Genomic DNA, 13282 nt, shown 5'->3' with positions numbered 1-13282 from the left:
TGGTGGGGGGGGGGGGGGGGGGGGGGGGTGGGGGGGGGGGGGGGGGGGGGGGGTTTTTTGGGGGGGGGGGGGGGGGGGGGCCGGGGCGGGGGGGCCCCCCCCGCCCCGCCCCCCCACCTCAGTGGTCACCGTGGCCGCACCGGGTTGCCGTGCCACCGAAAGGGATCGAAAAAGTTGCGTCAGCCGACGTAGTACGTCGGGTTCGGCAGCTTGTACGTGCGGTCGGCGTAGCCGCCCTCCAGGTCGGAGTACTGGTCGCCGAAGTTCGCGATGATCTCGTAGCCGAGGTCCTGCTCGATGTGCTTGCGCGTGCCGGACTTGTACTGGACGGTCGTGCAGGTCCAGGCGCCCGGGGTGGCGCAGCCGCTCAGGTACGACGGCGGGGTGGCCGCGTTCTTGAGGAACAGGTGGCCGGCGTCGAGGTTGACGTCCGCGCCGACCTTCTTCAGGTTCTCCACGGCCGCGGAGCGCTGCGCCTCGGCGAGGCCCGAGTTGTAGAAGACCTCGACGCCCTTCTTCTCGGCGTACTGCACGAGTTCAGGGCTGCCGAACACCGCCGGGCGGTCGGCCTTGTTCACGTACGCCGCCCAACTGGCGGAACTGTACGTGTAGTTGTACCGCTTCTCGTAGTCGAGGCTGAGCAGCAGCGTGTCGTCGATGTCGAAGACGACCGCGGGCTTCTCGCCCTTCCTGACCGCCTTGCGGGCGGCCTGGTCGATGTACTTCCTCGCCGCCTTGTCGATGCTCGCGAGGTCCTTGGCGTACGGGCTGGTCGGCGACGCCTGGTAGACGCCGTTCGCGTCCGCCGCGGTGCCGTAGTAGGTGTCGATGTCTTTCACCAGGAGTCCGATGTTGTAGGGCTCGTGGGTGGAGTTGGCCGTGGACTGGCCGGCCGTGGCCGCGCCGGCGCCGTACAGGGCGGCGCCGGCGACGGCGCAGGCCGCGGCGACGGCCGCGATACGCAGTGGCTTATGCATGACACGTTTTCTACGCGCGTCACGCGTCCGAGCGCGAGACCCGTTGCCCGATCGATACCCGTCCATGGGCAAAAATCGGGTCAAGCGACCGATGCGGACGACCGGGCCGGGCGCCCGTACCGGCCGGTGAAGGCCCGGACGGTCAGTCCATCGTCGCTCCGATGGTCGTCGAACCCGTCGTCAGGAACGTGGTCGTGGGCAGGGTTCCGCTCGAACTGCGCGCGTTGTACGTGGAGCTCGCGTCCGTCGACCTGAAGGCGGGCGTGGAGATGCCGGAGTCCCAGTTGTTGCCGGCCGAGGTGACCGACGAGCTCTTGCTGACCGCGCCGCCGCCGTTGCTCACCGCCAGGTTCTTGCCGAGCTTGGCGGCGCCGGTGGCGAAGTAGTAGCCCCACTTGCTGTTGGCGTAGGCGGTGGTGCGATTGATGACGATGGCACCCTTGTTGGAGTTCTCGGTGAACCCGTTTCCGGCGTTGCCCCAGGCGGCCGAGTTGTTGACGACATGGGCGACCACCTCGCCGTCCCCGCCCAGCTTGTAGCCGTTGCCGTCGCCCGCGAAGGCCGAGTCGGACCAGCGGTTGACGCCGTTGCCGAAGGACCAGGTGTGCTCGACGGTGACGGGCGAGGAGAAGGACCAGAAGTCGATGCCGTCGTCCGAGTTGTTGTAGAGGCGGGCGCCGGTGATGAGGTTGCCGGTGCCGGAGCCGTACTTCACGGCGATGCCGTCGGCGTTCTCCCCGTGGTTGGCGGCGTCGTAGTGGCCGTAGGAGTCGATGTTCCTGACGGTGTTGTTGACCGTGCCGTCTCCGGTGAGGGTGAAGCCGGAGTCGCCGCCGTTGATGGTCTTGATGTCGTTCCAGTCGGTGCCGGTGCAGGACTGGCAGACGACCGCGCTGTCCGGGGAGTTCTGGAAGGTGATGTGGGAGACGTTCCAGTAGTCGGCGGTCAGCTTGAAGATCCAGTCCCCGTCGGGCAGCGAGGAGCCGTCGATCTTCACGGTCTCCGAGCCGTACGCCGTGAGGGTGATGGGGGACGAGGAGGTGCCGTTGGCCGTGGACTGGAGCGTGGCCGTCGGGTAGTAGGTGCCGGCGCGGACCTGGATGACCGTGCCCGCGGTGGCGTTCTTGATGGCGTTGGACAGGTCGGTGGAGTTGCCGACCACCACGGTGGCGGCCTGCGCCTGGGTGGGGAGGACGGCGAGTCCGGCGCCCAGGGCGAGGGCGGCGACGGCCGTGAGAGCGGTACGACGAGACATGGAGTGCGGGTCCTTTCCGTCGTTCAGGGGGATGGGACGAGAGAGCGGTTCACAGGACGGAGTCGAGCCAGCCGAAGACCTCGTCCTGCATGCGGTCGACGAAGACATGGCCGAGGTCGGGCCAGCTCTTCAGGTGCAACCGCTCCTCGGCGTGACGGGAGCGCCAGACGGCGCGCAGCCGGTCGTGGGCCGCGCGGACGCCGTCGGCGGGGAACAGCGGGTCGAGCCCGCCGTCGAAGAACAGCATCGGCCTGGGTGCGGCGATGCCCGCCACGTCGGGGAAGTCGAGGAACCGGGGAAGCCCGGGGTGGAGCATGTAGTACGAGGACTGCCCGCGCAGGGTGTTGTCGCCGGGCACCATCATGTGCTTCAGGCCGGTCATCCAGCAGACGGCCGCCGCGGCGGCGAGGTCGTCGCTGAGCGCGGCCGCCTGCCAGGCGCGGAAGGCGCCCATGGAGAACCCGACGGCCGCGACCCGGCCCCGGTCGACGCGGTCGAGGCCGGCCAGGAACCCGGCGGCCCGGGCGTCCTCGCGGGCCATGAGCCCGGCGAGCGAGGAGCCGAGGTGGAAGAAGTTGGAGGCGAGGGCCTGCTGCTGGTCGTAGGCCAGGGGCCCGCGGTCGCCCCAGCCGAGGGCGTCCGCGCACAGCACGACATACCCTCGCCGCGCCAGCTCGTCGCCGACGAACCGTCCGCTGAAGTACCGCTGCGACCAGCCCTGCGCGGAGGCGAGCCGGGTGTCGTCGTACCAGGGCCGGACCAGTTTCTCCTTCCCGATGTCGAACTTCGCTCCGTGGTCGTGCAGGAGCAGTACGGCCGGGAACGGGCCGGGGCCGTCCGGGGTGAGGAGCGCGGCACGGACGCGTTCGTGGCGGGTGAGGGCGAGGGTCACCGACTCGCTCGTGTAGCCGTCCTGTCGGCGCCGGTCGGTGAACTCGGGGGCGTACGGGGTCCGCTCCTGTGATCCGACGATCAGCAGCTCCTCGACCTTGGCGCGGGCGGCCCGCCGCCAGGCGCCGAAGTCGCGGATCGGGGAATTTCCCCAGGCCAGGGGGAAGGTCAGCTCGGCCCTGAGCGCCGGGTGGAAGTCCGGCAGCGGACCCTCCACGACGGCCGTCCGCCCGTCCGCGGCGGCCGCCCGCGCGTCGGCGGGGGCGACGGCGCCGGTCAGGAGCGCGGCTCCGGTGCCGGCCACAAAGGCCCGCCGCCCCACCCCCGGGTCACGGCCGCCCATACGGCCTCCAGTCCCCCAGATAGGTCCGCCGGGTGTGGACGGCCGCCTCCTCGGCGGTCAGCTGCGGCCGGTTCTCCGGCACCGGGATCACCGCGCCGGGGCCCGAGTTGGCGTACTCGCGAAAGCGCATGGTCTGCCAGGGATAGGCGGCGCGCATGTCGGTGTACGGGGTCACCGCGTCGATGCCGGGGCCGATCCAGGTGTCCCGCACGACCAGCGAGGGCCAGGCGGTCGTCTCGTACGAGGGCACCCAGGGGCGGGCGATCTTGTACGCCGCGTCCTCGGCGCCGGAGGTGATCCGGCCGCGCAGGGCGAGGAAGCCGTAGGGGTCGGCCCGGGCGGTGGCCGGGGCGAAGACCATGCCCTTGGGAGTGAAGCCCACGTCCCGCTGGAGGGTGTGGAAACGGCAGGCCTCGAAGACGGCCCGGCCCCGCCCGAAGACGAAGTCGACGTCCCCCTCGATGTGGCATCGGTGGAAGTACTGCCGGTCGAAGGCGTCCAGCGCGGTGGTGTCGGCGAACAGGGTGTCCTGGTGGGCCAGGAGGCGCACGTTGTCGAAGTGCGTGCGGTCGCCGGTGAGGTAGGCGGCCACCGCCTGGGTGCCGGTGATCTCCGGGTGGTCGGCGCGCAGCCAGTCGTTGGCGAGGGTGAGGTCGCGGACGGTGAGGCCGGGCGCGGCGGAGGTGAAGGTCGCGGAGCCCGCGGTCCCGTAGGTGCCGGAACCGTCGGGCTTCTGCGTGCCGTTGGCGTTGTCGAAGACGAGGACGGCGGCACGCGGGTCACGGGAGGCGCCGCGGATCGTCAACTCGGCCTTCTCCGCGGGTACCTTCACGACCTCCCGGTAGGTGCCCGGGTGCACGACGATCGTCCGGCCGGGGCCGTCGACGGCGTCCACGGCGGCCTGGAGGGAGTCGCCGGGGCGGACGTGCAGGGTGCGGCCGGACCGGGCGTGCGCCGGGGTCGCGGTGAGCAGGGCAGCGCCCGTGACGCCCGCCAGGAGGGTGCGTCGGCGCATCTCAGCAGTCCCCCTTCCAGGGCTCCCAGTCGCCCAGATACGCCGCGCGGGTCGCCGAAGCGGCCTGTTCGGAGCTGAGTTGCGGGCGGTTCTCGGGGACGGTGATCCGCGCTCCCGGCCCGGTGTTGCGGTACTCGGCGAACCGCTGGTTCTGCCACGGGAAGGAGGCCGACATGTCGGTGTAGGGCGCGACGGCGTCGATCCCGGCGTCCAGCCGGGTGTCCCGGACGGTGAGCATCGGGCGGGCGGTGGTGTCGGAGCTGGGGACCCAGGGGCGGGCGAGCTTGTAGAAGGCGTCGGGCGCCTCGCTGCTGATCCGGCCCCGGACGACCAGGCAGCCCCGCGGGTTGGCGCCCGCCGTCGAGGGGGCGAAGACGAAGCCGTAGGGGGCCGCGGCCAGGTCGGTGCGGTTCAGCGTACGGAAGTGGCAGTGCTCGTAGACGGCCGTCGCCCGGCCGAAGACGAAGTCGACGTCTCCCTCGACGTAGCAGTGCGCGTAGTACTGCCGGGCGAAGGCGGTGAGGGCGAGCGAGTCGGCGTACAGGGTGTCCTGGTGGCCGAGGAAACGGCAGTGGTGGAAGGCGGAGCGGTCGCCCTGGACCTTGATGGCGACGGCCTGGGTGCCGGTGATGTCGGGGTGGTCGGCGCGCAGCCAGTCGTTGGCGAAGGTGATCCAGCGGGCGGTGAAGCCGTCGGCCTGCACGGTGGTGGTGGCCGAACCGGTGGTGCCGTAGGTGCCGCCGCCGGGCTTGGCGGTCCCGGCCGCGTTGTCGTACACGATCACGACGTCACGTGGGTCCTCGGAGGCTCCGATCCAGGTGGCCTCGGTCCGGGTGACGTCGAGGGCGACGGTCTCCCGGTAGGTGCCGGGGGCGAGGACCAGGGTCCAGCCGCCGCCGGTGGTGGCGGCGACGGCGTCCCGGACGCCGGTGAAGTCGCCCCGGCCCAGCGGGTCGACGTACAGGGTCCGCGGGGTGAGCCGGTCGGCCGGCGAGCCGTGGCGGCCGAACGGGCCGCGCCGCGCGGTGGCCGCCCGCGCGGGAGCGGCGGCGAGGCCGAGGGCGGCGACCGAACCGGCGGTCGCCGTCAGGAACCCTCGTCTGGAGAGCGGGAATCGGGGGTTTCGGGGCGTGGACATGCGGATGCTCCTTGGCCGTGCGGTTTCGCTGAGCGGCCGGGGCGGTGACGGGCGCCGCCCGCCCCGGCCATGGCTGGAAGCGTCGGAGGCGGGTCAGCCCAGGCGTCCGGCGCCTGCGCCGCAGCCCACGATCCGGGGGACCGCCTTCGCCGGGTCGACCTTGGTGCGCAGGGTCGGCGTCCAGCCCGCGCCGGACTCCAGGGCCTCGGCCGGGATCTCCGCGTTGTGCACGGCGATCAGGTCCGTGAGCCTGCCGTTGACGTAGTTGTCGTCGGCGGTGAGCGGCGCCACGCTCCACCGCTTCAGCACCTTGGCCGCGCTGACCCCCTCGGGCAGCGTGAACGCGTTGTGCTGGGCGACGAGTCGGGACTCCTTGCCGATGCCGAAGCTGTAGGAGAAGGCGTCGTCGGCGACGAAGTGGTTGTTGTACGAGTCGACCTGTCCGAAGCGGACCCGGGGAGCGCGTTCGACCAGGTTCGAGAACCGGTTGTGGTGGAAGGTCACCTTCAGGTGCCCCCGGTCGCCGACGGCCGTCGACTCGCTGTCGCTGTTACCGATGAGGATCGTCTTGTCGTGCTCGGTGAAGACGTTCCAGGAGGCGGTGACGTAGTCGGCGCCCCGCACGATGTCCAGCTCGCCGTCGTGTTGCTGGTACAGCATGCCGAAGTAGGTCGGCGCGGCGCTGTCCGGGTGCGATCCGTCGGTGAACGTGTTGTGGTCCAGCCACACGTGCGTCGAGCCGTAGACGACGGCGGTGTCGTACTCGGAGTTCCAGTTGCCGTTCGTGCCGTCGGTCGGGTCCCACTGCGGGAAGCAGTCGATGGGCGACTCGAAGGCCAGGTTGCGGATGATCACGTTGTCGACGGCCTTGATCTGGAGGCTGACACCCTTGAAGCCGGCGTTCTTCCCGATCCCGACGATGGTGGTGTTGGCGGGGATGTCCGCCTTGACGGCCGTGTCCTGGGCGGCGGCGGAGGCGCGCCGCAGGCCCTCCGGGCTGTCGGCGGGCTCGGCGCTCAGGTCGGTGTCGAGACCCCAGGTCTCGGGCGCGTACGCGGCGAGGTAGGCGTCGAAGTCGTAGCCGGGCACGGCGAAGGCGTCGCAGCCCTCGGCGACGGCGTCGATGACGCCCCTCACCTTGATGATCTTCGGCGCGCTGCCGCCCGCGGCGAGGGCGGCCTTGAACCCGGCCCAGTCGCTGACGGTGTACACGTGGTCGGCGTCGGCGGCCGATCCGCCCGTGGTTCCCGTCCCGTAGGAGGCCCAGCCGTCGTTCGCTCCCAGGACCTGGCGGCCGAGGTCGCGGGACGCGGAGCGGGCGTGGGCGTCGGCCTGGGCGGACGCCGTGCCGGTGACGGACAGCACCAGCGCGGTGCATCCCACCAGGGCGGCTATGACGCGTCCATGACATATCTGTGTGCGCACTGTACGGGTCTCCTCTTGTACGGAAGGGCGTGCGGGTCCTGCGCGAGCGGTACGGTCTACGCGAGCGGTGCGGGCCAGGTGATCCAGGACGTGGGGATCTCGTCGTGCAGCCGGACCACGTCCCGCGGTCCGAGCACCCGCGTCCGCAGCAACTCCCCCACGACGAGCCGCGCCACGGCGATCGCGCCCGGCGGATTGAAGTGCGTGTTGTCCTGCTCGGACTCGGTCCAGTTGAAGTACGTCTTCGTCTCCTCGACGCCGAGCCGCTGCCACAGCGCCAGCGACAGCGCCTGGACGTCGAGCAGCGCCACCCGCTCCTCCTCGGCGAGCGCGCGCATGGCGGCCGGGTACTCGCCGTGCGTCGGCACGGCGTTGCCCTCGGCGTCGAACCTGCGGCGCTCGACGGGCGTGGCGAACACCGGCCGCGCCCCCTTCGCACGGGCGCCGTCGGCGTACATCCGCAGGTGGTCCTGGTAGGTGGTCCAGGGCTCGGTGTAGCGGGTGGGATCGGTCGTCTTCTCGTCGTTGTGCGCGAACTGGACGAGGAGCAGGTCCCCCGGCCGGATCGCGGCGAGGACGGCGTCGAGCCGGCCCTCGTCGACGAAGCTCTTCGAACTGCGCCCGTTGACCGCGTGGTTGGCGACGGGCCGGTCCTTGTGGAGGAAGAAGGGGAGCGCCATGCCCCACCCGGTCTCGGGGGCGGCGTCGGAGTACTTCTGGGCGGCGGTGGAATCACCGGCGATGAAGAGGGTGCGGGGCCGGCGGGCCCCGGCCCGGGCGGGCGCGGCCGCGGCCGCGCCCAGCGGAACGGCGGCGAGCGCCGCCGAAGTGACCTGTCTGCGGCTGAGGGACACGACGTGCACCTTTCGACGGAGGTTCAGTGGATTCCCCGGGGGTGCGGGGAACCGCGCGACCGGTCCGGGCCGGCCCGCGGTCCCCCGCGACCGAACCGCCCGGCTATCCGTGGTTCTTCTTCCAGTCGGCCTGCGCGGCGTTCAGCTGCTCGGCCAGGGTGCCCAGGAACTCCTTCGCGCTCAGTTTCCCGAGCAGCACCTTCTGGAAGTTCGGCTCGTTGTCCGCCTTCGAGATGGTGTTCCAGTCGGGCAGGTAGTAGGGCAGCTGCACGATCTTGGTGGTGGTGCCCGCCAGCGCCTCGGCGGCCAGCTTCGTCGGCTCCGACGCCTGCACCCAGGGGTCCTGCGCGGCCTCGTTGTTCGCCGGGACCTGACCCGCCGTCTCGTTCCACTTGCTGTTCGACGCGTGCGACGCGGCGAACTCGATGAACTTCCAGGCGGCGGTCTTGTTCTTGCTCGCCTTGAACAGCCCGAGCCCGTCGACCGGGTTGGACACCTGCACCCGCGTGCCGTCGTCCTGCGTCGGCGCCGGAATGCCCTTGAACTTGCCGGCCAGCGCCTTCTGGTGGTCGCCGTACGAGCCCAGGTTGTGGCTCAGCATGCCGATGGTGCCGGAGTCCCACTGGGCGACCATCTTGGTGAAGTCGTTGTTGACGTCGGCGGACGGGGTGTTCTTCTTGAACAGGCCGACGTACTTCTCCAGCGCGGCCACGTTCTTCGGGTCGTCGACCGTGGTCTTGTCGCCGTTCCAGAACTCGGTGATGCCGCTCTGCCCGTAGGTGGCGTCCAGCGCCTGGGCGATGGACCCCGCGCCGCCGCGGATGGTGTACCCGAACGCGTTCTTGTCCTTGTCCGTGAGCTTGTCGGCGGCCTCGTAGAACTTCGTCCAGGTCGTCGGCGCGTCGAGACCGGCCTGCTGGAACAGGTCGGTCCGGTACCAGAGGGTGCCGTTGTTCGCGGAGGTCGGCACCGAGTACGTCTTGCCGTCGATGCCCGCCGCCTTGACGCCGTCCAGGAACTTCTGGTTCAGCTTGCCGTTCAGCGCGCTCCCGGAGATCCGGCTGTCCAGCGGTTCGAGGGCGCCCTGCGCGGCGACCTCGGCGAGCATCGCGGTGCCCACGCCGCCGACGTCCGGCAGACCGCCGCCCTGGATGGCGGTGTCGTACTTGGACTGGACGCTGTCGGCGGGCACACCGACGTAGTTGACCTTGATGTCGGGGTTCGCCTTCTCGAAGTCGGCGATGATCTCCTTCCAGACGTCGGTGCGCACACCGCCGTTGTTGTCCCAGAAGGTGATCTCCCCCTTGCCGGAGCCCTCGCCTCCCTTGTCCCCCGCGCCGCCGCTGCCGTCGTCGCCGCAGGCGGTGGCGGTCAGCGCGAGCACGGAGCCCAGGGCGACGGCCAGGGCGGCGCGCCTGCTTCTGCGGATGCTGCTCTTCATGTGGTCGGCTCTCTTCTTCTGGATCCCAACGGAGATATGAAGTTGTGGGGGGTCAGTGGGTGGTGCCGGTACCGGTGCGGGGGCGCGGCGCGGCGCCGCTCCGCTTCCGCGGTCCGGTGGACCGCGTGTCCGGCGCGGGCACGGCGGCCGCGGGGTCCGGCCGGCAGGCGTGGGAGTCCCGCGGGCCGAAGGCCGTGCCCGGCGCGCCGGTCCGCCCGCTCGTGTTCCTCGGGACGGGCCCGCGCCGCGCCGGCTCGGCGGTGGCGCCGGCCTCCCCACCCGGGCTCGGCAAGCGCTTGCCGGGGAAGTGCGTCATTGCGGCTCCCAACAGGCGTACGGAAGTGATGAGTCAGAGCGGTTGGAGCGGACTGATCCGGAACCCGCCGAACGTGGCCGCTCCCGCGTGCCCGGTACCGGTGGGCGCCAGGGCGAAGAGGCCGAGCAGGGCGCCGACCCAGCGCCAGGGCGTGGCGGCGAACACGGGACCCGAGTGGCGCAGGCCTTCACCGGTGTCGTACGCGAAACGGCAGCGGGCCCCGGCGCCGATCTCGACGCGCAGCCGCGCCCGTCCCCGGGGGGCGCGCCGCGGGTGGGCCGCGTCCCGTTCCCTCCCCCACTGCCCGGAAGACGTGGGAGGCGCCCCACCGGCGACCGGTTCGGCGAACCGGTGCACGAGGTGGACGGCCCCGTCGGTACCGCGCTGGAGCCCTATCCAGCCGTAGGCGTCCCCGAGGACCGCGAGTCCGGCGCGGGCGCCCGGCTCCTCGCTGTGCAGGGCCAGCTCCACCTCCACGGCGGACGGGACTCCGGGCAGCCGTTGCGTGAGGATGCTCGGCAGGGCCCGCAGATCGTCCGCGTCGGCCGTCCGCACGCAGGTCAGGCGCAGTCCGTCGGCGGAGTGCTGGGTGGCGAGGCCGTCCTGCGGGTTCGCCGTCCACGACCACTGGCGGCCGAAGCGCCCGCCGGGGAAGTCGTCGTCGGTGGCGGGTGCGGCGGGCGGTCCCGCGGGCAGGTCGGGCCGCCGGTGCTCGAGCACGGGGGCGCCGTCGTCGCCGATCACCGGCCAGCCGCCCCCGCCCGCGGAGCCCCAGCGCATCGGCTGAAGGTGGACGACACGGCCGTACGCGCCGCGCTGCTGGAAGTGCAGGAACCAGTCCTCGCCGGAGCGGGTGCGCACCCAGCCGCCCTGGTGGGGGCCGTTGACCTCGGTGTCCTTCTGCTCCAGGACGATCCGCTCCTCGTACGGACCGAAGAAGTCCCGGGCCCGGAAGGCGCCCTGCCAGCCGGTCTCGACTCCCCCGGCGGGCGCGAGGATCCAGAACCAGCCGTCGTGCCGGTAGAGCTTCGGCCCCTCGATGGTGAACCAGCCGGGGATGCGGTCCCCGTCGACGATCACCTTGCCCTCGTCGAGGACGGCCGTCCCCTCCGGGTGCATCCGGTGACCGGTGAGCCGGTTCTTGACGCCCGCACGGGACCTGGCCCAGGCGTGGACCAGATAGGCCTGGCCCGTCTCGCCGTCCCACAGGGGACAGGGGTCGATGAGCCCCTTGCCCTCCTTCACCAGGTGCGGGCGGGTCCAAGGCCCCCTGATCTGCGGGGCGTTGATCTGGAAAATGCCGTGGTCGGGGTCGCCCCAGAAGATCCAGAAGCGGTCGTCGTGGTGCCGCAGGGAGGGCGCCCACACCCCGCAGTCGTGCCGAGGAGACGCGAACGCGTCCGCCGGTTCGAGGCGTTCGAGGGCGTGACCGATCAGCGTCCAGTGGACCAGGTCGCGCGAGTGCAGCAGGGGCAGGCCGGGGGCGCGGCCGAAGCTGGAGGCGGTGAGGTAGAAGTCGTCGCCGACCCGCACGACGTCGGGGTCGGACCAGTCGGCGTTCAGGACGGGGTTGGTGTACGTCTCGTGCGTCACTGGCTGACCGCCTTCCGTACCAGCGCCGCCGCCTCGTCACGGTCCAGGCGGCCGTCGGCGACGACGGTGACGATCCGGCGTACGGCCGTCCCGCCGGGCGGCACCGGCAGCCTCTGCGCGAAGGCCAGCGAGGAGCCGACGCCCGGGTACTCGGCGGTGCGGACGAACCAGGGGTCGCGGCGGGTCGCGCCGGTCGCCCCCGCGAAGACCAGGGTCCAGCGGGCGCCGGCCAGGGCGAGCCAGTCGGCGCGGGCGCCGTGGACGGACGCCTCGCCCTCCGTGTCCGCGGTGAAGACCTCGGGGGCCGAGTCCTCCTTGCGGGCCCGCCAGAAGAAGCCGCCGTAGGCCGCTCCGGGGCGCCCGTTCGTCGCCGGGCTGCCCAGGGACAGCGGGCCGGACGTGACGTTGGTCAGGGAGAAGGTGAAGTCCAGCGCCCAGGCGCTGTCGGTGAGTCCGGTGGCCGCCACCGTACGGCGCTCGCGCAGCAGCTCCGTTCCCGAGGCGACCCAGCGCAGCTCCTCCACGAAGCCGTCCGGGTCGCTCAGCTGGAAGGAACCGTGCCGCTGGGCGCCGTGGTTGTCGAGCTCGGCCGGGCCCCGGTCGCGGACGTAGGTGCGGCCGCCCCAGAAGTTGTGCCCCTCGACGTCGGGTACGGCTACACCGACGCCGAGGTGGTGGGTGTGGTCGGGCGGGCTCAGTTCGGTGACCGCCGTGCCGGCCAGGGTGGTCACGGGGTGCAGATACGGCCGCGGGGAGAGCCGGGCGGGCAGTTCGGGCCGGGTCACGTAGCGGGCGACCGGGCGGCCGGCGACTCGCAGGACGACCGGTGCGTCGGGTGCGGTCATCAGGGGCTCACCTCTTTCGGATGCGCGGTCGTGAACGCCCAGGGGGCGCCCAGTTCGGAGTAGAGGGCGAGGGTGTCGGCGGCGGCCGCGACGAGGCCGTCGATGCCGGGGACGACGCGGCGCTCCTCGCCGGGCAGCAGGCGCCAGGCGTCGTCCGGCACCGGCACCGGGTCCGGGGCGACCCGGATCGCCTCGACGACCCGCATGAACGACTCGGTCGCGGCGGGCGGGACCAGCAGTTCCGTCCCGTCGGTGAGGTGCTCGACGAGGTTCTCCAGCAGGTCGGTGCGGCCGTACTCGAACTCCTCCGGGCCGTGCCCGGCCCGCTGGAGCAGCACGCGGTCCTGCTTGTACCAGTACGTGATCCGGCCGCGGTCGCCGTGCACGACGACGTACGGGTCGTCCGGGTCCTCGGCGCACAGCGTGGCCGCGACGACGATCTCGCGGCCGTCGGCCGTGCGGACGCGGACGCAGGAGGTGTCGTCGGACTCGATGGCGTTGGCGTGCGCCAGCTCGGTCTCGATGCCGGTCACGTCGGTGGCGCGGGTGGCGCCGGCGAGCGCGAGGGCGGTGGCGACGGCGTGCGCGAGCGGGTTGGTGAGCGCCCCGTCGATCACGTCGACGCCGTGCAGCCGTCGCCTGCCCGCCCAGGGAGCGCGCCGGTAGTACGACTCGGGCCGGGCCCAGGCGCCGGCGCCGCCGACCCCGGCGATCTCGCCGATCACCCCGTCGTCGATCATGCCGCGGATCGCGGGCACGGCGTGCGAGCCCAGCGACTGGAAGCCGATCTGGCAGACCACGCCCGCCTCGGCGACCCCGTCCGCCATCCGGCGGAACTCGGCGTAGGAGGGCGCGGGCGGCTTCTCCAGGAGCAGGTGCACCCCCTTGCGCGCCGCGATCAGGGCCAGGTCGGTGTGGGTGGGGATCGGGGTGCAGACGACGGCGATCCGGGCGCCGGTCGTGTCCAGCAGCGCGCCGAAGTCGGCGGACTGCTCGGGCGTGCCGAGGCCCTCGGGGATCTCCGCCGGAGTCAGCGGGGTCAGTTCGCAGACGCCGGCCAGGCGGACGATGCCCTTGTCCTGGAGCCGGCGGATGTTGTCCAGGTGCCAGCGTCCGTGGCCGCGCGCGCCCGCGAGGACGATCGGGACCGGGCTGCTCATCGGTTCGGCGGTGCTCATGGGATCCTCCC

Annotated in this window: 11 protein-coding genes; all 11 read right to left on the bottom strand. The window is 72.1% G+C overall.

The features are described 5' to 3' along the window. Positions 1 to 179 precede the first annotated feature (179 nt). Complete coding sequence (locus J2X68_RS35630) at positions 180 to 977, bottom strand: HAD family acid phosphatase (protein ID WP_310436749.1); 798 nt, start codon at positions 975 to 977, stop codon at positions 180 to 182. A gap of 142 nt (positions 978 to 1119) precedes the next feature. Further along, positions 1120 to 2232, bottom strand: coding sequence for a right-handed parallel beta-helix repeat-containing protein (locus J2X68_RS35625; protein ID WP_310436748.1), 1113 nt, complete (start codon positions 2230 to 2232; stop codon positions 1120 to 1122). 49 nt (positions 2233 to 2281) lie between these two features. Then, a complete protein-coding gene (locus J2X68_RS35620) occupies positions 2282 to 3466 on the bottom strand; it encodes a dienelactone hydrolase family protein (protein WP_310436747.1) in 1185 nt (394 codons plus the stop codon). Beyond that, positions 3453 to 4481, bottom strand: a complete 1029-nt coding sequence (locus J2X68_RS35615) for a pectinesterase family protein (protein WP_310436746.1) — start codon at positions 4479 to 4481, stop codon at positions 3453 to 3455. The genes J2X68_RS35620 and J2X68_RS35615 overlap by 14 nt, the downstream gene beginning before the upstream one ends. A 1-nt stretch (position 4482) precedes the next feature. Then, on the bottom strand, positions 4483 to 5619 hold the full coding sequence (locus J2X68_RS35610; protein ID WP_310436745.1) for a pectinesterase family protein: 1137 nt from the start codon (positions 5617 to 5619) through the stop codon (positions 4483 to 4485). Between the two features lie 93 nt (positions 5620 to 5712). After that, positions 5713 to 7044 (bottom strand): pectate lyase, encoded by a 1332-nt coding sequence (locus tag J2X68_RS35605; RefSeq protein ID WP_310436744.1) that lies wholly within the window; start codon positions 7042 to 7044, stop codon positions 5713 to 5715. A gap of 56 nt (positions 7045 to 7100) precedes the next feature. Next, positions 7101 to 7898, bottom strand: a complete 798-nt coding sequence (locus J2X68_RS35600) for a rhamnogalacturonan acetylesterase (protein ID WP_310436743.1) — start codon at positions 7896 to 7898, stop codon at positions 7101 to 7103. Positions 7899 to 8001: 103 nt separating this feature from the next. Beyond that, a complete protein-coding gene (locus J2X68_RS35595; RefSeq protein WP_310436742.1) occupies positions 8002 to 9339 on the bottom strand; it encodes a sugar ABC transporter substrate-binding protein in 1338 nt (445 codons plus the stop codon). Positions 9340 to 9688: 349 nt separating this feature from the next. Then, positions 9689 to 11248, bottom strand: a complete 1560-nt coding sequence (locus J2X68_RS35590; RefSeq protein ID WP_310436741.1) for a family 43 glycosylhydrolase — start codon at positions 11246 to 11248, stop codon at positions 9689 to 9691. Continuing rightward, positions 11245 to 12093, bottom strand: coding sequence for a PmoA family protein (locus tag J2X68_RS35585; RefSeq protein WP_310436740.1), 849 nt, complete (start codon positions 12091 to 12093; stop codon positions 11245 to 11247). The genes J2X68_RS35590 and J2X68_RS35585 overlap by 4 nt, the downstream gene beginning before the upstream one ends. Beyond that, a complete protein-coding gene (locus J2X68_RS35580) occupies positions 12093 to 13271 on the bottom strand; it encodes a Gfo/Idh/MocA family oxidoreductase (protein WP_310436739.1) in 1179 nt (392 codons plus the stop codon). Before J2X68_RS35580 ends, J2X68_RS35585 begins: the two co-directional genes overlap by 1 nt. Between the last annotated feature and the right edge of the window lie 11 nt (positions 13272 to 13282).

It is taken from the genome of Streptomyces sp. 3330 (assembly GCF_031456635.1).
In the GTDB taxonomy this organism is placed as follows: Bacteria; Actinomycetota; Actinomycetes; order Streptomycetales; family Streptomycetaceae; genus Streptomyces.
Note: the sequence above shows the minus strand (reverse complement) of the source record. Positions and strands in the feature narration are given on the sequence as shown.

Bases quoted from the DNA above. Each gene is read 5' to 3' on its own strand.
- J2X68_RS35615 (WP_310436746.1), bottom strand. From the start codon at position 4,481: ATGCGCCGACGCACCCTCCTGGCGGGCGTCACGGGCGCTGCCCTGCTC.
- J2X68_RS35625 (WP_310436748.1), bottom strand. From the start codon at position 2,232: ATGTCTCGTCGTACCGCTCTCACGGCCGTCGCCGCCCTCGCCCTGGGC.
- J2X68_RS35595 (WP_310436742.1), bottom strand. From the start codon at position 9,339: ATGAAGAGCAGCATCCGCAGAAGCAGGCGCGCCGCCCTGGCCGTCGCC.
- J2X68_RS35585 (WP_310436740.1), bottom strand. From the start codon at position 12,093: ATGACCGCACCCGACGCACCGGTCGTCCTGCGAGTCGCCGGCCGCCCG.
- J2X68_RS35610 (WP_310436745.1), bottom strand. From the start codon at position 5,619: ATGTCCACGCCCCGAAACCCCCGATTCCCGCTCTCCAGACGAGGGTTC.
- J2X68_RS35630 (WP_310436749.1), bottom strand. From the start codon at position 977: ATGCATAAGCCACTGCGTATCGCGGCCGTCGCCGCGGCCTGCGCCGTC.
- J2X68_RS35620 (WP_310436747.1), bottom strand. From the start codon at position 3,466: ATGGGCGGCCGTGACCCGGGGGTGGGGCGGCGGGCCTTTGTGGCCGGC.
- J2X68_RS35580 (WP_310436739.1), bottom strand. From the start codon at position 13,271: ATGAGCACCGCCGAACCGATGAGCAGCCCGGTCCCGATCGTCCTCGCG.